General features: G+C 59.6%; 18 protein-coding genes. 4 read left to right on the top strand and 14 right to left on the bottom strand.

Going from position 1 to position 24,520, the window contains the following annotated elements; genetic code table 11:
* The first annotated feature begins 103 nt into the window (after positions 1–103).
* Both chrA and HY282_12295 read left to right on the top strand, forming a co-directional pair.
* Entirely contained in the window at positions 104–1,420 is a 1,317-nt protein-coding gene (chrA, locus tag HY282_12290) for a chromate efflux transporter (GenBank protein MBI3804528.1), read from the top strand.
* Positions 1,421–1,477: 57 nt separating this feature from the next.
* The gene (locus HY282_12295; protein ID MBI3804529.1) at positions 1,478–2,005 is read left to right on the top strand and encodes a mechanosensitive ion channel; all 528 of its coding nucleotides are present in this window, start codon (positions 1,478–1,480) and stop codon (positions 2,003–2,005) included.
* On the opposite strand, the gene HY282_12300 is transcribed toward HY282_12295, so the two are convergent.
* Positions 1,981–2,307 (bottom strand): hypothetical protein, encoded by a 327-nt coding sequence (locus HY282_12300; protein ID MBI3804530.1) that lies wholly within the window; start codon positions 2,305–2,307, stop codon positions 1,981–1,983. The genes HY282_12295 and HY282_12300 overlap by 25 nt on opposite strands.
* Positions 2,308–2,618: 311 nt before the next feature.
* Between HY282_12300 and HY282_12305 the strand changes: the two genes are divergently transcribed.
* A complete protein-coding gene (locus HY282_12305; GenBank protein MBI3804531.1) occupies positions 2,619–3,470 on the top strand; it encodes a PD40 domain-containing protein in 852 nt (283 codons plus the stop codon).
* Positions 3,471–3,524: 54 nt separating this feature from the next.
* Here HY282_12305 and HY282_12310 read toward each other — a convergent pair whose 3' ends face one another.
* A complete protein-coding gene (locus HY282_12310; GenBank protein ID MBI3804532.1) occupies positions 3,525–4,727 on the bottom strand; it encodes a response regulator transcription factor in 1,203 nt (400 codons plus the stop codon).
* A gap of 482 nt (positions 4,728–5,209) precedes the next feature.
* Between HY282_12310 and HY282_12315 the strand changes: the two genes are divergently transcribed.
* A complete protein-coding gene (locus HY282_12315) occupies positions 5,210–6,826 on the top strand; it encodes a sigma 54-interacting transcriptional regulator (GenBank protein MBI3804533.1) in 1,617 nt (538 codons plus the stop codon).
* 119 nt (positions 6,827–6,945) lie between these two features.
* On the opposite strand, the gene HY282_12320 is transcribed toward HY282_12315, so the two are convergent.
* The 12 genes from HY282_12320 to HY282_12375 all read right to left on the bottom strand — a co-directional run bounded on the left by HY282_12320 (position 6,946) and on the right by HY282_12375 (position 24,088).
* Positions 6,946–8,490, bottom strand: a complete 1,545-nt coding sequence (locus tag HY282_12320) for a tetratricopeptide repeat protein (protein ID MBI3804534.1) — start codon at positions 8,488–8,490, stop codon at positions 6,946–6,948.
* A gap of 90 nt (positions 8,491–8,580) precedes the next feature.
* Positions 8,581–12,747, bottom strand: a complete 4,167-nt coding sequence (locus tag HY282_12325; protein ID MBI3804535.1) for a DUF1565 domain-containing protein — start codon at positions 12,745–12,747, stop codon at positions 8,581–8,583.
* 29 nt (positions 12,748–12,776) lie between these two features.
* Positions 12,777–14,696 carry a hypothetical protein gene (locus HY282_12330; protein ID MBI3804536.1) on the bottom strand — a complete coding sequence of 640 codons (1,920 nt, stop codon included), beginning with the start codon at positions 14,694–14,696 and terminating at the stop codon, positions 12,777–12,779.
* A 112-nt stretch (positions 14,697–14,808) separates the two neighbouring features.
* Entirely contained in the window at positions 14,809–16,059 is a 1,251-nt protein-coding gene (locus HY282_12335; GenBank protein ID MBI3804537.1) for a hypothetical protein, read from the bottom strand.
* On the bottom strand, positions 16,056–16,760 hold the full coding sequence (locus HY282_12340; protein MBI3804538.1) for a tetratricopeptide repeat protein: 705 nt from the start codon (positions 16,758–16,760) through the stop codon (positions 16,056–16,058). The genes HY282_12335 and HY282_12340 overlap by 4 nt, the downstream gene beginning before the upstream one ends.
* Positions 16,744–18,678: a tetratricopeptide repeat protein gene (locus tag HY282_12345; GenBank protein ID MBI3804539.1), complete on the bottom strand. Its 1,935-nt coding sequence runs from the start codon at positions 18,676–18,678 to the stop codon at positions 16,744–16,746. The genes HY282_12340 and HY282_12345 overlap by 17 nt, the downstream gene beginning before the upstream one ends.
* On the bottom strand, positions 18,675–19,940 hold the full coding sequence (locus HY282_12350) for a serine/threonine protein kinase (GenBank protein MBI3804540.1): 1,266 nt from the start codon (positions 19,938–19,940) through the stop codon (positions 18,675–18,677). The genes HY282_12345 and HY282_12350 overlap by 4 nt, the downstream gene beginning before the upstream one ends.
* A gap of 173 nt (positions 19,941–20,113) precedes the next feature.
* Positions 20,114–21,625: a tetratricopeptide repeat protein gene (locus HY282_12355; GenBank protein ID MBI3804541.1), complete on the bottom strand. Its 1,512-nt coding sequence runs from the start codon at positions 21,623–21,625 to the stop codon at positions 20,114–20,116.
* An 11-nt stretch (positions 21,626–21,636) separates the two neighbouring features.
* Complete coding sequence (locus HY282_12360) at positions 21,637–22,695, bottom strand: hypothetical protein (GenBank protein ID MBI3804542.1); 1,059 nt, start codon at positions 22,693–22,695, stop codon at positions 21,637–21,639.
* A 24-nt stretch (positions 22,696–22,719) separates the two neighbouring features.
* Positions 22,720–23,193: a hypothetical protein gene (locus tag HY282_12365; protein ID MBI3804543.1), complete on the bottom strand. Its 474-nt coding sequence runs from the start codon at positions 23,191–23,193 to the stop codon at positions 22,720–22,722.
* A 40-nt stretch (positions 23,194–23,233) separates the two neighbouring features.
* Positions 23,234–23,599, bottom strand: coding sequence for a hypothetical protein (locus HY282_12370; protein MBI3804544.1), 366 nt, complete (start codon positions 23,597–23,599; stop codon positions 23,234–23,236).
* 108 nt (positions 23,600–23,707) lie between these two features.
* Positions 23,708–24,088 carry a hypothetical protein gene (locus HY282_12375; protein MBI3804545.1) on the bottom strand — a complete coding sequence of 127 codons (381 nt, stop codon included), beginning with the start codon at positions 24,086–24,088 and terminating at the stop codon, positions 23,708–23,710.
* Positions 24,089–24,520 lie beyond the last annotated feature (432 nt).

Genomic DNA, 24,520 nt, shown 5'->3' on the forward strand with positions numbered 1-24,520 from the left:
ACCGGTTCCGACCTTCATTGACATTTCTCTTTCACAATTGGTATTTTCGTGCCGTGAGCAGGAACCGCGGAGAAGATAGGATGACGATGGACGAGAGGGGTTTATCGTGACACCGGCGGGAGAGGTCCGTCATCCGACCTGGGGGGAGGCGGTTCGGTTTTGGATTCAATTGGGGTTCATCAACTTCGGCGGGCCGACGGGGCAGATTGCGATCATGCATCGGGAGCTCGTTGAGCGACGGGGATGGATCGCCGAGGATCGTTTTCTTCATGCGTTGAATTACTGCATGCTCCTGCCGGGACCGGAGGCCCAGCAGCTGGCGATCTATCTCGGCTGGCTTTTCCATCGAACCTGGGGCGGAATCATCGCCGGAACCTTTTTTGTTCTCCCCTCGATCTTCATCCTCCTTGGACTCAGCTGGGTTTATGTCTCCTTCGGCGCCCTCCCGGCGGTGGCCGCCCTCTTCTATGGTCTCAAGGCGGCCGTGTTGGCGATCGTCGCCGCCGCCGTCCTCCGGATCAGCCGAAAGGTGTTAAAGAACTGGGTCATGATCCTGTTGGCAGCGTTCGCGTTTATCGGGCTTGCTCTCCTGAACGTCCCCTTCCCCGCCATCGTCCTGGCGGCGGGGCTGATCGGCCTGATCGGGGGACGGTCCTGGCCGGCAGCCTTTACTGTGATCCGAGGAAAAGAGATCGCCAAGACCGTCGGCGCGCCAACCCCTTTTGAAAGCGATCAGATCCGTCCTTCGCTCTTGGGTGTCCTTCAGGTTGTCCTGATCGGTCTCCTCCTCTGGATCGTACCGCTGGCGCTGCTTGCCTTTTGGCGGGGAGCCGCCGACCTTTTTTTTCAGCAAGGCCTCTTTTTCTCGAAGGCGGCGATGGTGACATTCGGCGGCGCTTACGCCGTCTTGCCATACATCGCCCAGGCGGCGGTCGAGAACTATCATTGGCTTCGGCCGGGAGAGATGATGGATGGGTTAGGGCTGGCGGAGACGACCCCCGGCCCGCTGATCATGGTGGTCGCCTTTGTCGGTTATGTCGGCGCCTGGTCAAACGCCACCGGCCTCTCTCCAGTCAAAGCGGGTCTGTTGGGCGGATTGATTGCGACCTACTTTACCTTTCTTCCTTCGTTCATCTGGATTTTTCTCGGGGCCCCTTTTATTGAGCAGACGCGGGGGAACGTCTCCCTCTCCGCCGCCCTCTCTGCGATCACCGCGGCGGTCGTCGGCGTTATTTTAAATTTGGCGCTCCTCTTCGGCAGACACACCCTCTTTTCGTCGACGGGAGGGGTCGACCTCTTTGCCTCGATCCTTGCCGGGGTCGCCTTTGTTGGACTCTGGAAGGGGGATTGGGATATCCTGTATGTGATTCCGGGAAGCGCCATGGCCGGATTGATCTACAAATTGTGGATGGTCCCCTGAGCCGTCCGAGATGGGTCCAGGGGAGAGGAAGTCCGGAGGATTGGGATGTTGAGTGAAATGTTGGGGGAGCTGGCGCACCAGATTGCCCAGTTTGCGCCGAAGGCGGGGGTGGCGCTCCTGGTCTTTATCTTTTTTTGGGTGGTGAGTCTTCTGGTTGAGAAGATGGCGCGCCAGATCGGCCGGCGCTCGCATCTCAGCGCCGAACTTTTGACGTTGATCGGACGGACCACCTCTCTCTCATTGGTTGTGCTCGGAGCGATTACGGCGCTGGGGACGGCGGGGATCAATGTCTCCGCATTGGTTGCCGGCTTGGGGCTGACCGGATTCGCCCTCGGCTTCGCTTTGAAAGATGCCCTCGCAAATCTTTTAGCAGGTCTATTAATTCTAATCTACCGGCCGTTCAAACGGCACGACCGGATCTCCGTTGCAGGCTTCGAGGGTGTGGTCGTCGAGACCGATCTCCGTTATACCACCCTGCAGGACGAGACGAAGACGATCCTCATCCCCAATTCGACCCTTTTCACCAACTCGATCGTTCTCTTGGATCAAAAGAATGGAACCTATCGGCCCGAGAGCTCTCCTTGACGCCGCTTGAGGTGCCCATTCCAGGCGGCCATGGCGAATGCGGCATCGGCGGAAGCGCTTCGTCGCCGCGGTTCGTCGATGATATCGAGATCGACGGAGCGGATCCCTTCGGAGCCTTTCAGCCGCTCGACCATCCCGGCCGGAATTTTCGCGATGATCGTTCCGGACGGGTAGGTATAAAGGGGAGCGCCGCCAAACGCTTCAATCCGCTTGAGCATCTCTTTTCTCAGCCTCTCGCTGGAATGCCGCAATAAAATAAATGCCTCGACCATCTTCTCCTCCGGACCTTCTTTCGGCATCATCCCCTCTTCAGCGCATCTGAGTGGAAATGGGCACGTTGATTTTGATGGTCATTCTTCATTGCAATGAAAATGCCGGAGGGGTATTGCCTTCGCCCCAGGGCGGCGCAGGGGGAAAGGCCGATTTGAATCGCCCTTTCCTTCAATCGAACGTCTGATTTGCCCGCATTTACAGGATAAAACGGAGAGATGGAAGGATACAGTGTATCCAAAGTGGAATCGAAAAGTATCGAGGGAAAGGGGTGAGACTTCACGATTGTCGTGACGGAACGGCTGTGTTAAGATACTCCGGTTTTTAAGATAGAGGAGGGGAGATGCTCATCGAGAAGCGAAAATTACGTTCGATCGCCCTGTTTTTTGGAGCAATCGGTTGTCTCCTCGCCGGCTGCGCGCATCTAGAGCAAAAAGAGACGTCCGATCCTCCCGACCTCTTAATGGAGGGGAGCGAGAAGAAGTTGGCAACGCTCGATCCCGCGTTGTCGCTCCCGCGCTCGCTTTTCTTCAGCCCCGACGGACGGCATGCCGTCTGGGTCAATCGGGCGGGCGAGCAGGTTCAGGTGGTGGTGGACGGCGTCGCCGGTCCTCCGTTCGATTCGATCGGCCGAGGGCCGGTGACCCTCAGCCCGGACGGTCGGCGCGTGGCTTATGTCGTTGAGAATAAGACAAACCAGCACCTCTCGGTCGTCGTTGATGGAAAAGCGGGTCCCGAATATGAAAAGATCCTCTCGGGCACCCCGCTCTTCAGTCCCGACGGAAGGCATGTCGCCTATGCCGCGGTGAGGGAAGGAAAATATTACGTCATCCTTGATGCCGCGGTGGGGCCTGACTATGAGCTGGTCGGCCATCTGACCTTCAGCCCCGACGGCGGCCGCTTCGCTTATGCGGCGCAAAAAGACAAAAAGCGTTTTATTGTCGCCGATGGGGTTCCGGGCGCTCCCTTTGAAGATGTCTTCATCGCCGGCTTCAGTCCCGACGGACGGCATCTGGTCTACTATGCGACCGAAGAGAAGCAGCGGCGGGTCATCATCGACGATCAGCCCGGTCCGCTGTTCGAAGCGGTCGGGCCGGTTCAGTTTTATCCGGCCGCCGGAAAAGGGGCCTCTTTTCTCTCCTATGTCGGTTTGCGGGGATCGGAGCTGATTCAGCTTACCCAGCCGCTTCGGTAGAAACGGGCGCTTTTAACCCGCCGTTCAGGTCGAATAAAAGGAACCGGTCCCCCTTTAGGCCGTCCGACCCGGTCCCCCCATGAGCTTTGCGACAAGGCCGGCCCGTGTGCTGGACTGGACTTTTTTTAGGATATTTTTGATGTGGTCTTTTACTGTATAGACCCCGATGCCGAGTTCCGACGCGATCTCTTTGTTGGTCAGCCCCTGACCGATTAATCTCGAGATCGACTCCTCGCGCTCGGTCAGCCCGAAATCGGGCCGGCCCGATCCGGTCGACCCGCTTTTCTCTTCGACCGGCTCGATGAGAATCATCACCGTCATCTGCTTCCGGCCCCCTCCTTCCAAGGCGATTCCCCGCAGGGAGAAGCGTTTTCCCCGAAGCGAGAGGAGATCGCAGATCGGCAGGGTGCCGATCTGCGCCGGCTTCTCCGAGACGGCACGAAAGACCCGCCGCTTCAACTGCTGAAGCTGCCTCAGCACCCGTCCCTCTTCCAACCGGGGGACATTCCCTGTTCCACCCCGGAGGCCGTTCAAGAGTGCGGCCGCCGATTCATTCATAAAGAGAAACTCCCCTTCTTCTCCGAGCACGAGAACGCCGGGCGCGTCGTGTCGGCCGATTCCGGCCATCCAGGCCGGGATCTCCGGCTCGGGTGACGAGGACCGGGCATATCGGAAGAGTGCGCCGAGCAGGGTGGAAGCCCTTTCCAGAAAGTGGGACTCGCGCGGCGAGAAATCGGACCGTCCTTTCGATCTCCAGAGGGTCAACATACCGACCTCTCCCCCCGCCTCGTCGATGCAAAGGCTTGCCAAAGGATAAATCAGGCCGAGCGGCACGATCTTCTCCAGATAAAACGAACCGTTGAGCCAATACTCCGTTTCGTTTAGATCGGATCCGCGCAGAGCGATCGATCCCTGCTCATGAAAAGGCTGAAGCAGCGGCGCGGACGGGGTCAGAAGCGGGGCGAGAAGCCCCTCGGGAAGCTGATGAAGATAGCCGTCGACCGTTACGTGCGTGTCGGGCGCGCATCGAACCACCCAGGCGGCGTCGAAGGGGATCGCTTCCAGAACGACCCGAAGGGCGTTCCGCGCCGCCGAGGGAAAGGGATCTTGGGGATCGGCCGCCAGCGCATGAAGCGCTTTCAGCGCCGTCTCCTGCGGTCCGCTCAAGGGTGCGAGCGCACAGCTCCCTTTGGTTTTATTTGCGCGGTCCCACGGCCCGACCGGTATTCTCCATCCCTGATACGCCTCGCGCGCCATCCCTACCATCCTCCTCTACTGAAACACCATCGCGCCTTGCTCGGACATCTATGCCGCTCTGGCTTTAAATGTTTTTATGCTTGTTTATTCTCGCGTTGCCGGTGCGCCATCCCCACCGTCTGATTCTTTATAACAAAGCAAAGGGTGTGCCGATGTCTATTTGGGATGAGCGATCCCTCTTTATACGATCAGACGTAATTTTCCTTACCAAAGAGGAGATGGCGCGCCGCCCCTTTTCCGAATCTCGGAAAGTGCGATTCCGATTTCCGGAAGGGATGTTCTGATAAGTTGGCGTCAAGAAGCACTGCAAGAAACACGGGAGGAAGAGGAACTTCAACCGAGGAAGAACGCCGAGGCATTTGCACATTGCATCTTTTCTCATTTCCCATTAAACTACCCGCCGGAGAGACATTTTTGAAAAAGCGTCTTCGTCGCATCCGACCCCGTTTTATCGGAGACCCCGCGCCGTCGGGGAGTCTGTTATGCCGAGTCTTCGAATCTATCTGAAAGATCAATTTCGCTGGAACTTCACCCTCCTGGAGAAGGAGGTTCGGATCGGCCGCGGTCAGGAGAACCATATCGTCCTTCCGCAGCCGGAGATCTCGCGCAACCATGCCCTCCTGCGCCGCGATGGAAAGCGGTTCATCCTGGAGGACAGGAGCGGCCGGGGGATCGATCTGAACCATCAGACCGTTTCGGAGGCCCCTTTGCGGCAGGGTGACGTCCTCCAGATCGGCGCCTATCGCCTCGTCTTCGAGCTGAAGGAGACCGAAGAGCCGTTTACGGAGACGATCACCCGGGAGCCGACCCTCGACCTTCCGGGGGGCGGGGTGCCGAAGCAAAAGGCGATCATCCGCTCCCGCATCGCGGTTGCGGCCGGACCCGACCAGGGGAAGGTGCTTCCTTTGAAAGAGGGGGTCACCCGGATCGGGCGGGGAGGGAGAAATGACCTGGTGCTCTCGGACCCGGCGGTCTCGAGTGTCCATCTGGAGATGGAAGTAAGCCCCGCGGCGATCTTGGTCCGCGACCTCGGAAGCACCAACGGAACGCGGATCAACGGTCAGCGGATCCAGAGCTCGACGGCGGAGATCGGCGCGGAAATTCAGATCGGCCAGACCAAGCTCAAACTCCAGCTCGAAGAGCCGACCGAGCCGCTGGCTCCTCCCGCCTTGGGCCGCCTCATCGGCCAGAGCGTGAAGATGCAGGAGGTCTTCCGGATGATCGAGCGGGGAGCGCGCGGAGAGGTCGCGGTGTTGGTCCAAGCCGAGACCGGATGCGGCAAAGAGCTGGTGGCGCAGGAGGTGCATCGATTGAGCCCCCGGGCGGAGGGGCCGTTCATCACCCTCGACTGCAGCGCCATCCCGAAGGAGCTGATCGAATCGGAGCTCTTCGGACACGAGAAGGGGGCCTTTACGACCGCCGTCTCCCAACGGAAGGGGGCGTTCGAGCTGGCCCGCGGCGGCACGGTCTTCCTCGATGAGATCGGAGAGCTCCCGATCGAGATGCAGCCGAAGCTGCTCCGGGTATTGGAGGAGCGGACCTTCAAGCGGGTCGGCGGCAATGAGATGCTCCGCTCCGACTTCCGGATTATCGCCGCGACCAACCGATGGCTCGATCAAGAGGTGCTGGCGGGACGCTTCCGCCAAGATCTCTATTTTCGACTCTATGTCTTGCCGATTTTTCTCCCGCCGCTTCGAGAGCGCAAGGAGGACATTCCCCTTTTGGTCGATCATTTCCTCAAGGGGAAGTCGATTCAGGTTTTGCCCGAGGCGATGGAGAAGCTGACGGCGCATGGCTGGCCCGGCAACGTTCGGGAATTGAGAAATGTCATCGAGCGGGCCGTGGTGATGATGGAGGGGAGCACCCTCCGGCCGGAAGACCTGCTCTTCCTCCGGCCGCCCGATCGGGAGGGCCCGCCGATGTCGTGGGAAGAACAGAAAGGGGCGCTCCCCACCGGATCTCTGGAGGAGATTGAAAAGCAGGTGATCCAACGCGCGCTGAAGTCCCATCAAGGGGATAAGAAAGCGGTGGCCCAGAGCTTGGGAATCGCCCTCTCGACGCTGTATGAAAAACTGAAACGCTATCATCTGGCCGACTGAGCACCCTGAACAAGACATTCCACGAGACCCTCCGCTCTATCGCTTGTATCATAGATCGAAAGGTCGCCGAATTTCCCCATCCATGGGTGCGCACGGTTTGGCGCGGCTGTTTCTTCCCGTTAAAACCGAGCCGTCACGATCCCGCCGTAAATGCCTCGATGGTATTGATACAGCGGGATGTTCGAATTGTTCCGCTCGTAATAATATTGAAGCGCCAGATCGATATGCCGCGTCAGCTCCCGAGAAAGGGTGGCGATGGCGAGCCCGTCGTTGTCCTTCCGCCTCACCCCCGGAGGCTGCTCGTTCGGATGGGCGAAGCGGCGCAAAATATATTCGACATCGACCGACAGCGTCAGGCGATGCCACGGCGGCAGAAGGATGCCGGCGACCAACCGGTTGCCGTTGAAGGTCCAATCATCTTTCGCCGGTGTCTCGCCCCCCTTCTCCCGTTCGAAGGAGTAGCCGGCATGCACGTTTCCCCTCACCCCGAAGAGGAAGTAGTGGGTGAATCCCGCCCGGTTCGTATGGACGTCGCGGTCGGAGTTGGTCGGAAAGAGCGGCTGAATATTGGAAAAGTCCCTGGCGCCGTATTGATAGATCAATTCGGTGAGGTTCCGCGGGGTCTCTTCGATAATCAGACGCGGGCCGACCCCCTGCCGCAGCAGATAGCGGTCCCCTCCGAGTGTCGCGAACTGCAGCTCGTATTGTAAAAGCAACTCCGCACGGCTGAATCGCCTTCCGCCATTGAAGACGACATTGTGGCTCTGAATGTCGAAATCCCTTAGCGCGCTGTCCCGGTGCAGATTCTGATAAAAGCTATACTCGGCCTGACCGGTCCAATTGGGAGTGTTCAACCACCGGTAGCGTCCCCGGAGGAAGAGGAGTCCGACCAGATCGCTTTTGTCGGTGATCGCCTGCGCCGAGGGGATGGTCCGGTTCGGTTCTAAGATGACATTCGTATCATACTGTACGCCCGCGGAGAAAAGAAGATCCCATCGCTTTCTCCGCTGGGCCTGCTCGTTGATCCGCTCCAGGTATTCGCCGGCCGACTGGGCCGTCTCTCCCTCAGGGAGGAGCATCACGACATTCTGAAACGATTTTCGCGCAGAATCCAGATCTCCCGCCTCGTAATAGGCCGAGCCGGCATGGTAATTTGCCTGAAGCGCCAGCTCGGGGTCAAGCGCGGCGGCCTTCTCCATTTTTGCCGCCGCTTCTTTTGACTTTCCCTCCCGACGCAAAATCAATCCTTGATAATAGTAAACGCGCGCCCGGTCGGGATCGGCCCGTTGGACGACGTCGAGCTCTTTTAGGGCCGCCTCGTCTTGATCGAGCTGATAATAGAGAATCCCCAGGTCAAGGTGGGCGGGAAGAAAGGTGGCATCGCGCGAGAGCGCCTCTTTAAACGCTTTTTCGGCCTCCTCCCACTGTCCGGCCCGAGCCTGCGCCACGCCGATGTAATAGAACGCCTCGACCCCCTGCGGATTCTCCGCCAACGCCTCCCGAAACTGCTGCATCGCGCCGCCGAGGTCATTCTGATTGAGCCGAACGATCCCGGCCGAAAGATGGCCGTGATACCCGAGCGGCGGCTCCTCCGCCGACAGACAGGGACGCGCTCCGACCGATAGAACGAAGAAGAATAGCATGAGAAGGAACGGCTTTTTCAACGGAATCTCCTATCCGCAGGTGAGGGCCATAAATGCATGGCCCGGGGTTCAGTTAAATGAAGTGGATCAAGGGAATCAATCCTGAGTAAATTACTCTCCGTTTGCAAAGAAAACCTCTTCTCCCTGATTCGATCTTCCATCCGTCCAGAGGACAAAAGCCCGGCCGGCGGTGTCGACGGCGAGTGACGGGTTCGACTTGTTTGGAACCTGGTTGGGGTCATCATCAATTCTGGAGAACTGAAATGTCTTTCCGGCATCGGAGCTCTTCGCGAGAAGGATGTCACCGAAGTCGGATGCGTTAAAGACCTCATTAAGTGCGATATATATGCCACCGAAATTATCAGATGCGATGCTGGGCCGACTCTGCTGAACCGTAAGCGATGGAGGTGAAAAGGTCCCCACCGGCTGGTCCTTGCCGAATTGGAAGTTCCCTAAAGCGGCCTTCAGCGCGGCGTCGAAGAAGATGAACGGTGGTTGGTCGACGTTTGCACGCGCTTCCCAAGCGACGACGACGTTGTTATCGGAATCGGCGGCGAGCGTCGGGGCCGCGACCGGTCCGAGCCCATCGGTCACCGGCATTTCATCGACGAAGCTCCCCCCGTTATCGAAAGAGGCGGTCGCCTTGATGCTTTGCTGTCTCGCTTGTCCGACCCAGGCGAGGAAAACCGTCTCCGATTTTCCGACCGCCATCGTCGGCTGGGTCTGTTGAGAGTCGGTCGACTTTTCGGTCAGGTTTCGAGGGGAGAGGTCGATCGGTTTCCCCCCCTTGTCGATCCGCTGGAACCAGAGGTCGAATCCGGTTTGTCCCAAGATGTCGGCCCAGGCGAGGAAGACGGTCCCACTTTCCGGAGAAACGGCGATCGTCGGATCTTGCGCCGAAGAGGAGTTGGGCGAACTAAAAAGCGATGTGAATGTTCCTGCCGGCCGACGAACCGCCAGTTGGACGGTATGGATCGGCGCAGGACCGGTGACAAACGTCAGTTGATAGGCGACATAAACACTCCCATCCGGTCCGACGGCGAGTGCCGGTTGCGCCACATCCCCGGAGGCGACCGGAATCGGTTCGGACCAGGTTCTGCCATCTTTGCTCTCCGAAAAGAAGATGCCACCCCCGTCGGCCCAGACCGCCTCGACCGTTCCTTTAAAGAAGGCGATGCTTCTCTGGCCGGAGGAGGCGGTTGAGCTTTTACCCGGCTGATTGACCGGGACATTTGGATTAAACTTTAATACCGGTCCGGTGATCACCGTCACCGAGGCGGTATCTCGGACTCCGCTGTTAGTCCGGCTGACCGCTGCGATAGTGACTGGTATAGGTACTCCGGCTGCGTTGGTCGGAATTTTCGCGGGTGGGGTATAGACTCCTCCTGCCGTGATGGTTCCATCTAAATTATTTCCATTGGGTCCGTTGACGCTCCAGAAAACATCACTGTTCGTGGCGCCGGTGAGGGTAAATGATTGTGTTTGGTCTTGGCCTTTGGCAACAACGGCCGTTGAGGGGGAGACCTGCAGGGTCGTGACGCACGAGACCCGGACGGTAACCCCGGGCGATCGGTTGCTACTATTTCCAGCCCGGTCGGTCGCCGCGGCGGTGAGGGTGTAGCTTCCATTCGGTCCGGGGGTCCAGCTCCGGGTAAAGGTGCCGCCGGCGCCGGCGGTCCCGACCCCGATCGATTGATCGGTCGTCCCATTCGAGACGAAGAACTCGACCTGACCGATGCCATTCGTATCCGCCGCCGAAGCGATCACCGTCACCGGGCCGCATCCGAGCAGGGTGCCCGCCGCCGGAGAGGTGATCCGGACCGACGGCGGGGTGTTGTCGATCGTGATCCGGATCGAATCAAAATCGCTCGTCGACCGGGCATTGTTGACCGACGTGGCGTTGAGGGTGTGGGCCCCCTCCGAAAATTGGGAGGAGGTGGTATTAAATTGGAGGCCGAAGCCGCCCGGCGGGCCACTCCCGATCGACGTTCCATCGAGGTCATAATCGACCTGACCGATGCCGACCGGGTCTGATGCGGTCACCCCGATCGAAACGGTTCCCCGGACGATCGCTCCATTCGCCGGCGCGGTGATCTTCAGGGCGCAGGGGGGCGTCGCAAGAGTGGCATTGGCGGTATTGACCGTCGCGTCGTTTAGTGAAACAAGATCGATTCCGTTCCCGGAGGTTCCCGCTTTGGGCGGGACGTGATCCCAAGCGTTGCGCTGCGCGGACAGATTTCCGGAGGTGATCAGGTCGGCGTTGGTGTTGCAGCTGAGGATATTCCCGCCGGCGCTGCTTTTTGTCCCGCCGCCGAGATCTGGCTTTGACGTGTTCTCCGCCGAGAGGCCGACCCCGTTTCCGACGATTGTATTCCCCTCGATTTTGGGCGCAGCGTTTAAGAGGGTTCGGATCGCCGTGTTGTTTCCGATGAAATTATTATTGTTTGAGACGACGGGAGCGGCGGTGTCGGTCACCAAAAGGGCGACGGCGAATCCGCCATTCAAGTTCTCGCCGAATTTATTGTTAGTGAGGGTCGGCGCGCCGGTCCCGCGCACCCGAACGGCGGTGGATCCGCATGGGCCGTCGCAATTTCCGCTAAAAAGGTTGTCGCTGATCGTCGAAGCGACGCTGGTGATGCTGATGTCAAATCGCAGGTTGTCATTGTCCTGAATCGTAAATCCCGAGAGGGTCGCGTTGTCGGCGCCGAGAATGCCGGCGCCGTCCGGGTCGTTCGTCCCGGAGAAGCTGAGGACCGTCGTCGCAGCCCCGGCCCCTTGAATGTTGATCCCCCGTTTCATCGTCAGCGGCGCCCTCTCCGCGCCGGTGGTGGTGAAATTGTAAGTTCCGGCGCCGACCAAGAGGGTCTGGCCGGCTTGGGCGTTCCTCAACGCTACCGTAATCGTTTTGCAGGGATGATCCTGCGTTCCGCAGTCGGCTTGATCGGCCCCGTTCTGTCCGTCGATAAAGAGGGTCGTCTGGGGGGTGATGATCGTCACGCGGGCGGTGGCGGAGAGGGTTCGATCGGCCGTACTGGTCGCTGTGACGGTGACCGGGTTCGGATTGGGAACCGTCGCCGGGGCGGTGTAGGTGGCCGGGTTCGTCTGGGTGATCGTTCCGGAAGCGGCTCCCCCGGAGACCGACCAGGTGACCGACGCATCTGAGAGGCCGACGACGGTTGCGGTGAAGGTCTGCGTCTGGCCGGTCACGACGGACGGGGCGGTCGGCGTGAGGGTGATCGTCGGCGATGTGAGAACGGTGACCGTCGCCGTTGCGAAGAGGGTCGGATCAGCGGCGCTGGTTGCCCGAATCGTGACCGGGTTTTGGCTCGGAGGGGTGGCCGGGGCGGTATAGGTTGCGGAGGCCGGTCCGGTAGAGGTGATCGCTCCGAGCGAGCCGGTTCCAACCAGGCTCCACTTGACGGTGTGATCTGAAAGACCACTCACCGTGGCGTTAAAGGGGGTGCTCTTTCCGGCGAAAACGCGGGCCGATTCCGGGCTGATCAGAATCGTCTGCGCGGGGAGGAGGGTCACGGTGGCGGTGGCGGAGAGGGTCGGATTGGCGGCGCTGGCGACCTTGATTGTTACAGACCCGCCGTCCGGGGGAGCGCTCGGCGCGGTGTAGGTGGCCGGGTTTGTCTGGGTGATCGTTCCGACGGCCGCATTCCCATTCGGAATGTCGTTCACGCTCCAGATCAGCGTCGGGTCGCCCGGTCCGGTCAGGGTCGCAGTGAACGGCTGTGTTTTTCCGGGGAGGAGCGACTGCGCGGTCGGGCTGATCGAGAGGGTCACGGTCACAGGGAGATCGACCGGCGCCATCTGAATGGCGATCGAAGAGGAGACGCCGGCGGTCAGATCGGCGCTCGCCTGTCCTTCAAAGAGAACCGTACCCTCTCCATCGAACGCCTGAACGGTAAAGGTCCGGCCCTGTCCGGCGGGAACGTCGAGGGTGATCGTCACCTCTTCGCCGGGAGAGACCGAGACTTTCTGCGAGATCAGCGACACTCCCTGCGCATCGGCGACGCCGACGCCGATCGAAGCGATCGGCGCGGGAGCCGGTGCGAATGATTTATTCTGATACGACAGCGACGCTTTTTCAACGGAGGGGACTTTAATCGTCAATCCGACGCGCGCCGTTCCCGACGATTCGCTTCCCCCTCCCCCGCCGCTGCATGCCGCCAGGAGGAGCACCCAAGATAAGAAAGACAAGAAAGATAAGAAAGATAAGAAAGAGAGGACGACCCGCCCGAGCGAGATCCCGTTGGCTCTTATTTTTTTCATATGAATCGACGTCCTCTCGCGGTGCACGGTTACTCTCCCTTGGAAAATAAAATGTCGATGCTGCCCTGGGTGCTGGTCGGAAAATGGCTCCAGATGGCGAAGAGCCGGCCGGCGCTGTCGACGATGACCGAGGGAAACGGTCGTGCCGGGGTCTCGGCCGGAGCGGTGTTGATTTGGGAAGGGGGGGCAAAGTTGGCGGCGCCGTCGGTGCTTTTGACCAGAAAAATCCCATTCGTATTTTGCCCCCGGAGCGTTTCTGCAAAAACGAAATAGAGACCCCCCGCCCCGTCGGAGGAGACGCTCGGGTTATTTTGTTGTGTCGAGCCGGTGACGGCAAAGCCGACCGGCTTTTCCCCTTGAAATTCGAGAACCGGCCCGGCGATCTTCACCACGTTATAAAAAGCGGCGGTGCATCCATCTCCGCCGCAAGTGTCTTTTTCCCAGACGACATAGGCGGTCTGTCCGGCGGCGACGGCGATGCTGGGGTGGGACACGGCGGCGGTTGGATCGGTGGTGTCGTTGATCCGGACCTCCGGCAAAAAGGTGTCCCCCCGGTTCACCGACGCGGCGACCGCGATTTCGGTCGAATTGGCCGAGACCTGCCAGGTCAGGAAGAGGGTGTCGTCCGGGCCGAGGGCGAGCACCGGCTGCATTTCATTGAAGGCGCCGTTGGCCGACGTCAGATCTTTCGGCGCGTCGTCGAGGGGGGCGCCGGTTCGGTCAAACCGCTGAAATAAAATATCGAAAAAGCTCGTCGATCCTTGATCGGCCGACCAGGCGAGATAGACCGTTCCTTCAGAAGAGACGACGACGGCCGGATCTTGTGCGGCGCCGCCGACCAAGGTCAGCGGAATCGAAGTAAAAATCGGGTTATTCGGTCGACGGACCAGCAAGCGAACAATCGGGGTCGGATTGCTGCTGCAGCTGGCGGGACATTCGACGAAGGCGACATAGAGCGAGCCGTCCGGCCCGACCGCGCTGACCGCTCCTTTTTGTTCCACCGTTCCCGCGGCGACGGCAATCGGGTCGGTCCATTTGATTCCGTCGGCGCTTTCAGAAAAAAGGACTTTAGGGGGTTGCTGCAGATCCAAAATTTGCGACCAGACGACATAGACATGGCCTTTATAAAACGCGATCCCCCGCCCGCCGCTCGATTCAGTCGAAACCGATCTGGAGGGGGGAATGACCGATCGGTTTGGATCAAAAGCCAAGCGCGCTCCGGTGGTGAGGCGGACCGTGGCGGGGTAGCCGACGGCCGGCGCGTTTTTGTCAAAGCCGGTCACCGTGACCGGGACCGGGGTGCCGAACGGCGCCGAGGCGCTCCCATCGGTCAAGATGGTCGGCGGAGGGATATATTTCCCGTCCGGCGTGATCGTCCCTGCTTTGTCGGAGACGTTTCCGATGGGGCTCGAGACCTTCCATTCAACCTGCAATGGGTCGATCCCGGTCAGTGTAAAGGGCTGCGAGGTCCCCTTCGGGACGATCGCCGTGACCGGGGAGATTTGAATCGAGGTGGCGGGGGGCGCCGGGAGGTCGAGCGCCGCCATTGAGATGATCAGATCGGGCGCGGTCGAAGGGGCCAAATCGGCGGTCGTTTCGCCGCGGTACCGGGCGACGCCGTCGCTGTCAAAGGCGGTGACGACAAAGTGCCGTGCCGGCCCCGCCGCAACTTGGACAATCAAGGAGGCGGTTCCGTCGGGGTTGACCGGAGCCGATGTGGAGAGAGGGGAGATATCGGGGCCGGTGACCTCCAGCTGAAAGGAGTGGATAAAAAGCGGGGCGGGGGCAAACGCCGCTTTGGACCCGCTCGTCGCATTCGGGAGGGCGAGGGTGAGATGAACCGACGCAGGTCCCTCTTTCCCGCTTCCTTGGCAGCTGCCGAGGAGGGTCAGGAGCGCCAGGGAGAGAGAGAGCCAACCGATCTTTTTTGCGGTGATTGCGTTTCTCATTGATATGGATTCCTGCCCCAAAAGGTTGCCCGAAAGAGAATGTTCTCTTTCAGCCTTTGAATTCCGTCACTGTTTTAGCTGCGTCGAAATCTTCCTAAAACCAGTCAATTTTCTAAAACTGCACGTGGACCTGTACCGGGACCGTATTCGAAGGGACCGTCGGCGGCGTCAGCACGCCGAGGCCGGGAGAGAGCGCCTGATGAGCGGGCGGCGTCAACATCCCGAGCCCGGGAGCCATCACCCGGTTTCCGGACAACGGCTCGGGAACCTGGGGGGCATAGAGCGTTCCGGCCGCGAGGAGCCGTCCGCCGTCGCCGATCGACTCGGCCCCCGAGATCATCGCCTGCAGATCGAGCGGGAAGAGGGGGGTGTCGAGGAGCGCCTTTCGGGCGAGCTCGAACTCGGGATCTTCCTCGACCGCCAAGAAGAAAGAGCGCGAGGCTTCGCGATATTTTACTTGATCGAGGTATTCGAGCCCTTGCGAGTAGAGACGGAACGCCTTGAAGTTTCGGGTGTGGATCGCTCCGACCGCCGCACGCGTCTGGCTGTCGAGGCTCTCCGGACAGCTCCCGATCCCGCAGAGGATTTTAAAGACCATCTCTTTTTCCATCTGATAGAAGCTCGGCAGCGCGCCGTGGACCTCGGGGTTGGTGATCAGCTTTCCGTTTTCGGTCTGGGTGACCGAGGCATCGAGCCGGAGCTTTTCTTGTTCCAGATCAAGAAAGCTGCCGGTGGTGATCTTTCCGGCGCCGAGCAGTTTTCCGACCCGGGGGGCGCTCTGGGTGTCGACCAATCCCGATTGCGACAGCTTCAGCTCATCCAACAGCGCCTTGAGCTGAATCCGCTCGACCACCTTGAGGGTTTTGACCTTGGAGAGGTCGGTGATGATCATCTCCGCCAGCCCTTTCGAGAGGGGGGTGTAGGTCTGCTGTCCCAAATTCTGGAAGGGGGAGACGGCAATCGCCTTGGAGTCGATCTTCCCGGTGAGCTGTTTTTCCTGCTGAAGAATCTCCCGGGCGGTCCGCTTCGCCTCTTCCTGAAGGAGGAGGGTGAGGTATTTCGACACCTCTCGGCTCCCCTCATTTCCCGGATTGGCCTGGACATACTGCTGCCATGCAATGATCGCCCGCTTCTGATCCCCCATTCTCAGATAGCTCAGTCCCAGGTAGAGCGACTCGCGCGGATCGGGCGTTTCCTTCCCCTCGACCGTCTGAATGATCTCTTCATAGCGCTCTTCCTGGTAGAGGTGTTTCACGTCGGGTTCTGATCGTGTGTTTTCCGCCGACCTTCCCGGCGTCGGGGAGAGGAGGAGGCTGACGAGGGCGGTTATGAAAAGGGCAGTCGAGTAAAGTTGTTTTTTCATTGGGCTTCCTTTAAGAGGAGGTTCTCCATCCGCTCCCGCGCTTCTATTTGATTGGGATCGATGGCGAGGGCCTTTTGGTACAGCTCCAAGGCCTTCTGGGTGTGGTTCGATTGTTCCAGGGCGATTCCCTGAAGAAAATAGTCGTGTCCCGTCTTCGGCGTCCCCTTCGGAAGGCCGACCTTGGCGATCAGCTGATCGGCCATCTGTCTGGAAAAGTCCTTTTCAATCAGCGCCCGCTCGGCGGCGCGCCCTTCCAGCGCGCTCCCTTCGGCGATTCCCTTTTCAACTTCGACGATCCGTCCGTCGATCCGAAGCCCTCCTCCCAAAGCGGTATATCCTCCCATGATGAGATACTGCGCTCCGAGGAGCTTTCCAAGGCGGAGCTGCCCTTCCCGGTCGGCGAGGTCGAGCGACGCGAGCGAGAGCTCCTGGAGAATCTTCTGAAGCGACTCTCGATCGATCAGCCGGAGATCCTGCCGGCCGGCGAGCTGCTCGGAGATCCGGTCGGCGAGGGTGCGGCCCAATCCCTGGGTCGCGACGGTTTGAGCGATCCCATGGTCTTCGAATTCAAGCACCGCCACGGTCAACACCCGCGGCTCGGGCGCCGGGGAGAGGGGCGCTTTTGGCGAAGCGACCGGCGCTGCGGCGCAGGCGGCGAGAAGGGGAAGGAGTATCAAGAGAGCGCTAAAAGGCCGCATCATTCCCCCCGATTTCTTCCAATACCTTCTGGTCTTTCTGGACAGCCGTTTTGTGCTCGGTCAGCTTGCCGTAGGACATTCCTTCTTCCACCTCGACGATCTCGAGAAGGCCGACCCTGGTTTTTTTGAAGCCGATCGTCTTTCCGTCGACAACGATCGCTTCCCCCTCGTCGATGATCTTCAGCTTCGTTCCCGGCTTGATTCCGTGACGGGTGCCGAGGTTGACGATCACCTGCTCTCCCGCTTCCACCGAGGCGATCTTCCCCTTGAGCGGATATTGCTCTTTGAGTTTTTTGCCGATCGCCTGCGCCGTCTGGTCGGCCAGCGTCATCAGGTTCTTCTGAGTGTTCATCTCGTCGGCGTAGGTGATCTTGATCGCCGAGGTCTCCGGGTCGATCAGCCGGAGGCTCAATCGGACCCCCTCCGGAATTTGAACGAGGCTCCCGGTGACGATCAGCCGGGCGGAGAGGAGCTTGCCGAGTTTCAACGCCGTTTCCGGATCGGCCAGTTCGGACGAGCCGAGTTTCAGTTCGGCCAGCAGCTTGTCGAGCATCTCCCGCTCCACCACCGCCACCCGGCCGCCGGCGGAGAGCCGCTGGGTCATCTCGGCCTGGAGCACCTCCGACATCCCCTCGCGCAACAACCCGCCCCCCATCAGCTTTAAACCGAGGAAGGCGACCGTCATCGGCTTGGACGACCAGGGGTCGGCCGCCGGCAGGTCGGCGACCTTGCCGGTTTTGAACCGCTCGGTGAGATCGGCGACGAGGGTGTCGATCCGTTTCTGCCGCTCTAGATCCTCCTTGAAGGCGAGGTGCTGCTCCATCCGCTTCATCAGGTGCTTGGCGACCTCGTCTTCCGGATCGGCGGAGAGCGCCTCTTGGTAGAGGGCGAGCGCCTTCTGCGGCTGTCCCTGCCGCTCATAGAGGACGCCGCGGTTGGAGAGAATCTCGGAAGAGTAGGGGTTGTGGATCACCGCCTCCTGATACATCTTTTCGGCCAGGGGATACTGTCCCTGTTCGGAGTAGATCCGGCCGGCATTGTTGTAGGCGGTCGCCCGTTGCCAATCGGTGGAGAGCTTCCCCTCAGCGGCCCGGGTAAACTCCGCCAGCGCCTCCGGCTGCTTCCCTTGGCCGGCCAAGACATTCCCCTTCACCAGATGAACCAGACCGTTGTTCGGCTCCTCCTTCTCCACCTCCTCCGCCACGGCGAGCGCCTTGTCGGTCTCCCCCTTCTGGAGATGAACTTCGGCGAGCCCCTCTTTCCCGAGGATCGCTTCCGGAGATTTCAATTGAGCCAGCTTGGAGAACTCGCTTTCGGCCCGGTCGAGCTTTCCCTCTTTGAGGAAGACGTGTCCCAGTCCGGCGGCGGCCTGGGTGTCTTTCGGATTCGATTTCAGCGCCGTCTCGAAGAGTCCCTTCGCCAACGTCGTCTTCTTCAACTGCAGCCCCCGCTGTGCCACCGTGGTGATAAAGCGGGTCGAAGAAGGGCCGCCCCCTTCCAGGGTGTCGGTGATCCGGTTGCCCGGCCCGAGGATATAGGTCGTCGGAAGGATGACCTTCACCTGATAGGCGCTGAAGATCTTTCCGTCGTCTCTCACCACCGGGAAGGGGAGGGGATGCTCTTTCAGATAGGGATCGAGCAGCTTCGCGCCATCTTGCGTCACGGCGAGGATGGTCATCCCGTCTTTTTCATACTGCTCAGAGAGGCCCTTGAGGTAATCGAGCCCCTCGCGCGCCGGCTTGGAGTCGAGCTTGAAGAAGTAGACCAAGACCATCGGCTTTTTCTTCACCGCGTCGAGCGCGGCGAAGGTCGGGGCGACCTCCCCTTTTTTAAGCGCCGCCTCGGCGGTCTCCTGCATTCCAAAGAGGGAAAGAAGAAGCGCGGCAACCCCCCATAAGACGATCAGGTTGATTTTCTTCATCGCGCTCCCTCCTCTTCCGTCAGTTTTAAATCGACCGGGACCCGCTCGCCGGCGGCGACGGTGAGGGTCGCCTCCAACGGGTGATACCCCTTTTTCTTGGCGGTCAGTTCATGCGAGCCGGCGGGAAGGTCGAGCGCCAGCGGCGCGACCCCTTTCGGCTCGCCGTCGATCACAATCTCTGCGCCGGCCGGGGAGCTGGTTAATTCGACCTTCCCCGGTTGCCCCTGTTGCGCCGTCGTGACCGCCGTCGGCTCGGGAGCGGACATGGTTTTCGATTCGCGCAGTGCGTTGAGGTTTCCCCCCAGCAACCAGAGGCCGAGAAGCGTGGCCATCCCGGCGAGGGTCATCGGAACCCACACCGGACGTCGGCCCGCCGGCGTCGGCCGGATTCCCTCTTGGCTGGCGGAGAGGGCCATGGTCCGGCTCTCGGCGGCTGCAGCCGGGCGGGGATGGAGCGCCGCTTCGAGCGCGTCCGCCATCTCCGTGCCGGATGAAAACCGCTTTCCAGGCTCTTTTTCCAACGCTTTCATCACAGCATGGCTCAAGAGGCTTGGAATCTTGGGCGAGACGAATTCCGGCGCCATCGGGGTCTTCGTGAGGACCTGGTGCATGATCGCCGGGATCGTCTCGCCCGGAAACGGTTTCTGAAAGAGGAGGAGCTCATAGAGGAGGGCGCCGACCGAGAAAAGGTCGGATCGGCCGTCGATCTGCTCCCCTCGGCATTGCTCCGGAGACATATACTGAGGGGTTCCAAGGAGATGGTCGGTCTGGGTCTGGCCGACCCCGTCGAGCCGGGCGATCCCGAAATCGGTGACCTTGACCGTCTTTAAATCGTCGGTCAGCAAGATATTTCCCGGTTTGATATCCCGATGGATCACCCCTTTTTGATGCGCAAAATCGAGGGCGCGGCAGACCTGAATCGCCACGTGAACGACCTGATCGATTGAGAAGGACGCTCCCTTTTTCAGAAGCTGGGCGAGGGAGGTTCCCTCGACATATTCCATGACGATGTAAGCGGTTCCGGTCGCCGGATCTTCTCCCGCATCGAAGATGGTGACGATGTTCGGGTGGATCAGCCGTCCGAGCGCCAGGATCTCCTTCTGAAATCGCTTCCGGTTCGCCTCCGAGGCTTCAAACAGCTCGGGCCGGAGGCATTTCAGGGCGACCTGCCGATCGATCTTGGCATCGCTTCCGAGATAGACGATCCCCATCGCCCCCCGGCCGATCTCCGCTAAAATTTCATATCGTCCCAACGATTTCATCACGCGTTCCCTTAAAATACTTCGGATTTGAATCTCGGAAGATCCATTATTCTTACTCGGGTAAAAGAGGGAGTTGGAATCCGTATTTGTACCCCATCCGTCCCCTAAATCGCAACTAAAACCGACATCATTTTTAATATCCACTTTAAGAGTTCTGCGCTCCTTTTTACAATCTATTTTTTAGCCTCAATCGCGGCGAGCCATTGGCCGACCTGCACCGCCTCCGGCGAGGTCGGTTTTAGCTCGATATATCGGCGGTAGTGAAATGCCGCCTTCTGCGGATTGCGCAGGATGCTGTCGTAAAAGGTCCCGATGTTATAGTGTGCGTCGGCATACTTCGGATTGATTTCCAGCGCCTTTGCATAGGCCTGTTCGGCCTTCTTGGTCTCTTTCATCCTCCGGTAGACTTCGCCGAGGTTGTTGTAGGCTTTCGCCGACGGCGGCCAGGTTCGGGTGCTCTGAATGAGGAGGTCGGACGCTTCGGGATACCGCTTTGCCTCCGCCAAGAGGGTTCCCATCTGGAAGAAGGTCTCGCCGAGAAAGCGCCGAACCTCCCGGCTCGGAACGGCAAAGGCGATCCCGCGCGCCTCAGGGAGCATCCCGAGGACCACTCCGACGACCTCTCCCTGCCGGTTCAGCAGCGGCCCGCCGCTGTTGCCTGGATTGATCGCGACATCGGTTTGCAGGACCGGCCGGTCGCCCATCGTCCGCTCCGGCGCGCTGATGATCCCCTGCGAGGCGGAGTGATTCAGGCCGAACGGGCAGCCGACCGCCATCACCGGCTCGCCCGTCTTGGCGGTGTTGGCCGAGACGAATGAAAGCGGCTCCGCTCCCTGATACGAAATTTGAAGGAGCGCGAGGTCGAGTGCCGCGCTGACCGACAAAACCGATGCGGCGTAGACCGATCCGTCCTGGAACTGCACTTCGAGACGGTTCGCCTGGTTCGCCTGATGCCCGCTCGCCAGAATATAGCCGGGGCCGACGACGAAGCCGCTCCCCTCGTTCTTTCCCTGGGGGGTGTCGCCATGGACGCAGACGACCTGGGGGAAGGAGACGGCCGGCGCCTCCGGGGAGGCGTTCCCGGGCGTCGGAATGGGCGGTGCAACCGGAAGGACGGGGGCCGCCGGCGGGACGGCCGGAACCATCATCTCCCCGGTCAAATGGATGTCTCCCTGTCCCTCCTCTTCCGAGGTTCCCTTTCCCTGGGCCAGCTTGTCGCCGGGAACCTCGGTCAGCTCGGCGAGACGGGTCTGTGCCTTTCCGGCGAGCGGATGGGCCGGGGCGAGGCTCAAAAAGCGGCGGTAATGGAAGATCGCTTGAACGTTGTTTGCCTTTTCATAGGAGTAGAGGTTCGCGAGGTTATAGTGGGCTTTGAAGTGATTCGGATCGATCCGGACGACTTCTCGGTAGGCGGCGATCGCCTCATCGGTTTTATTCTGCTTCTGATAAATCGCCCCTTTCCGGAAAAGCGCCTCCGTGTTTTGCGGATCGAGCTTCAATGCCGCGTCGAGGTGTTTGATCGCCTCGTCATACTGGTTTTGGTCATAGGCGATCAGCCCCTCTTCCAGATGGGTCGGTCCGACGGAATCGGGCCGGATCTGGCGGCTGCACGCCGGCAGGAGCGCCAGGAGGATGAATGGGAAGAGCAACCGGCTGAGAATGGTTTTTTTCGAGAATGGCTTCATTGTCGTTTACCTTAGTCGAGAATGGGATAACCTGATTTTGCGATTGTCAATCCGCTGATATCGCCGTAAGGGGCCGCCTCCTCGCCATTGATCCCGGTCCGGCCTTTCTGCGAGAAGCGGACAATGTCCCCTTTCTTCGGCATTGCGCTTCCGACGATGCGGGCCTTTGAGAACTTCTCCGAGACGAAGACCACGGTCAGCTCTCCGATCGGACTTTCGATGACCCCGACGACCTGGTTGGTTTCCGGATCCGTCAGCACCTTCTTGACCGAGAAAACCGAGAGCCGATCTCCCACATGGACCTGGGTGTTGGCCCCTGCATTGACATAGACGAGATTGTCTTCCATATGGATCACCTTGCCCAATCCGCTGGAGTAGGTCCGGAGCCGCTCCTGAACCGCGCCGAGGACGAAACCGATGGCGTCCTGGATCGTCTGCCGGGTTGCTTTGCCGAGCGGCGTTTTATGGAAGGCATCTCCGCCGAAGGTGAGCGTCGGCAGGCTCATATCGATAGCGGCCGCCTTCTCCCAGGCGCGCCCCTCCGAGCGATGGGAGTGAATAATCTCTCCGGTAGAGGTATCGATGATCCTCAGATCGATTCCAACATGCGCGGCGGAGAACTCCACCGTCGCCTTCGGAAGCAGCCAGGTCAGCAGTCCCACCTTTCCGCCGGCCCCCACCGCCTTCTGCTCAAACTCGGTGACCTCGCCGACGATCAGATAGTCGACCCCGAGCAGCTGTCCAACCTGCGCCGCCGTTTCTTTCGTCACGAGCTTGGAGGCGGAGAGCTCCTGCTCCCGCATGATCTGGGAGAGGATGGCCCGCTCGACCACCACGACCTTTCCGGTGTTGATCAGCTCGGTGACCACCTGCGCGGCGAGCCCGCCGCCGATATCCCAGCCACCATACACTTGCGCAAACCGGTCGGTGGCGCCGAACCGGGCGACGGCGACGCGGACCTTGGCGGAAGCGCCCGGGGCACCCGGTTCGGCACCCCACGTTTGCAGCTGCAGGCAGAGGGAGAGCATCATTCCCAGAAGGCCCATCTTAAGAATTTTTTCCCTTCTCACAACCTTTCCTCCCACCTTTCGCGCTTAGCAACGTTTGTTGTTGGTATTTGTAATATTGACGTTGACCTGGCTGTTGATCGCCCCTTTGTTTTTGTCGACATTGGTCTCGTTGGTCGAGTCGATAATTACATCTCCCATCCGGAGGCTCCCGTCGCCGGTTACCTCATCGAGTCGGGCGCGCGCTCGGTCGGCCGCGGTGCACTGGGCCTCCGGCGAATCTGCCGGGAAGATGTTGGCCCGGACGCGGACCGATTTCTCGTCATTCTCCTGGCGTCTTCGGATATCCTTGACGTTGGCTTTCACCTCGTCGTCTTCTTTTTCTTTTTTCTTTTCCTCAGGCGTCTTCTCTCGCTGCTTGTCCTTCTCTTCTTGGGTCTCCTTCTGGGCGGCCTCTTCGCTCTGAATGGGCGGGGCTCCGTAGATTTCCCCTGTCGACCATCCCAATTGAAAGAGGACCACGATCAGCCTGATTGGCGTCCCTATTTTGTTAATCTTCATGGTTCATTCCTTCCCCAACGTGGGTCCTCATCTTCATTTTTTATCTTTTCTGAGTTGTGGTGTTTGTGTTGGTCGAGTTATGGTTGCTTTGATCAACGCCCATGATCACCGCATTAGACGTCGTATTGACCTCTCCTGTATTGCCGCCGCCGATGCTGACGTTGTTTTCGGAATGCATCTGGACGCCATTCAGAACGACACCATTGGTGATGTTGCCGGTGGCGAGGTTCCCTTTGCCGGCTGCTTGGTTCCCTCCGATTTTATTTTCATTCCCGTTGTTCTCTTTTTCGGCGGGCCGGGAATGTTCCGGCCCGCAGTCCATGAGGCAGACGGCCTTGCTTGAAATTGCGCTTCCGAGGACCGCTGCGATCCCGAGGAGCATGGCGATCGATAATTTTGTCGGCATTTGACCTCTCCTTACTTACAACGGTGTGATTGAAGTTTGCGGCTGCTTCGAGAAGGGGTGGAGTTTCGATCCACCCCTTCTCCCGCACAGTATATTGATTGTTGCGAGTTACTTTCCGTAGTTGTTGGTGCTCTTGTTGACGTTGAGGTTGTCGTGGCTCTGATCGAGTCCGCCGGTCACCGCCATGGTATTCGCGTTGATCTGGCCGCGAATGTCGCCGTTGGCGTCGTGCATGCCGCCGGTCGCGGTGGCGGAGTCGTTGTTCTTCACCACGGCGTCTTTCACATCATGCATCGCCTGATTCCCAGATCCTTTGGCCGATTGCCCGGAGACGTTGTCGCTGTTCTCACGGATGTCGCGGCCGGCAGCCTTTTGGTCGACCGAGGTGCTGTCATCGCAACCGAGCAAGCAGAACGCTTCACTCTTCATTGCGGTTCCAAATACCAGGGCCAATCCCATCGCGGTTGCAATCAAAGTTGTCTTTTTCATTTTTTATTCTCCTTTAGGTTTGAGAGCCGAGGCCCCCGGGTTTAAGATCCGATTGTGTTGACGCAAGGGGGTAAGAGCAAAGGGCGTGCCATGAGAAAAAATAAATGCGGAAGAGGAAAAGAGGGCCTAAAAAGGGGAGGAATCGGGTTGTGAGCATCTGCGATGAGGGGTGAAGGAAAGATGTTTTTTCGGAATCCGGAAAATAAAATTTCGGATTCCGGAAGGAAAAAAACGAAAAACAAAAGAAATAAGAGGCTATTTCGGGTTGTCGTTCAACAGGAGGCCCGCGCGACAGACCCTTTCGGGCTGAGGGCGCCGCTGCTTTCCCGATCGTTGAGTTAATCGATTGATCCGGGCTCCAGTGGAGCGAGATAGATACGATGGGTGTATCCGTATAGATAAGATTGCGCCGTCCCTTTCTCGGCCTGTCCC

It is taken from the genome of Candidatus Manganitrophaceae bacterium (genome assembly GCA_016200325.1).
GTDB lineage: Bacteria > Nitrospirota > Nitrospiria > SBBL01 > Manganitrophaceae > Manganitrophus.

Bases quoted from the DNA above. Each gene is read 5' to 3' on its own strand.
- HY282_12295 (MBI3804529.1), top strand. From the start codon at position 1,478: ATGTTGGGGGAGCTGGCGCACCAGATTGCCCAGTTTGCGCCGAAGGCG.
- HY282_12300 (MBI3804530.1), bottom strand. From the start codon at position 2,307: ATGATGCCGAAAGAAGGTCCGGAGGAGAAGATGGTCGAGGCATTTATT.
- HY282_12305 (MBI3804531.1), top strand. From the start codon at position 2,619: ATGCTCATCGAGAAGCGAAAATTACGTTCGATCGCCCTGTTTTTTGGA.
- HY282_12310 (MBI3804532.1), bottom strand. From the start codon at position 4,727: ATGGCGCGCGAGGCGTATCAGGGATGGAGAATACCGGTCGGGCCGTGG.
- HY282_12315 (MBI3804533.1), top strand. From the start codon at position 5,210: ATGCCGAGTCTTCGAATCTATCTGAAAGATCAATTTCGCTGGAACTTC.
- HY282_12325 (MBI3804535.1), bottom strand. From the start codon at position 12,747: ATGAAAAAAATAAGAGCCAACGGGATCTCGCTCGGGCGGGTCGTCCTC.
- HY282_12330 (MBI3804536.1), bottom strand. From the start codon at position 14,696: ATGAGAAACGCAATCACCGCAAAAAAGATCGGTTGGCTCTCTCTCTCC.
- HY282_12335 (MBI3804537.1), bottom strand. From the start codon at position 16,059: ATGAAAAAACAACTTTACTCGACTGCCCTTTTCATAACCGCCCTCGTC.
- HY282_12340 (MBI3804538.1), bottom strand. From the start codon at position 16,760: ATGATGCGGCCTTTTAGCGCTCTCTTGATACTCCTTCCCCTTCTCGCC.
- HY282_12345 (MBI3804539.1), bottom strand. From the start codon at position 18,678: ATGAAGAAAATCAACCTGATCGTCTTATGGGGGGTTGCCGCGCTTCTT.
- HY282_12350 (MBI3804540.1), bottom strand. From the start codon at position 19,940: ATGAAATCGTTGGGACGATATGAAATTTTAGCGGAGATCGGCCGGGGG.
- HY282_12355 (MBI3804541.1), bottom strand. From the start codon at position 21,625: ATGAAGCCATTCTCGAAAAAAACCATTCTCAGCCGGTTGCTCTTCCCA.
- HY282_12365 (MBI3804543.1), bottom strand. From the start codon at position 23,193: ATGAAGATTAACAAAATAGGGACGCCAATCAGGCTGATCGTGGTCCTC.
- HY282_12370 (MBI3804544.1), bottom strand. From the start codon at position 23,599: ATGCCGACAAAATTATCGATCGCCATGCTCCTCGGGATCGCAGCGGTC.
- HY282_12375 (MBI3804545.1), bottom strand. From the start codon at position 24,088: ATGAAAAAGACAACTTTGATTGCAACCGCGATGGGATTGGCCCTGGTA.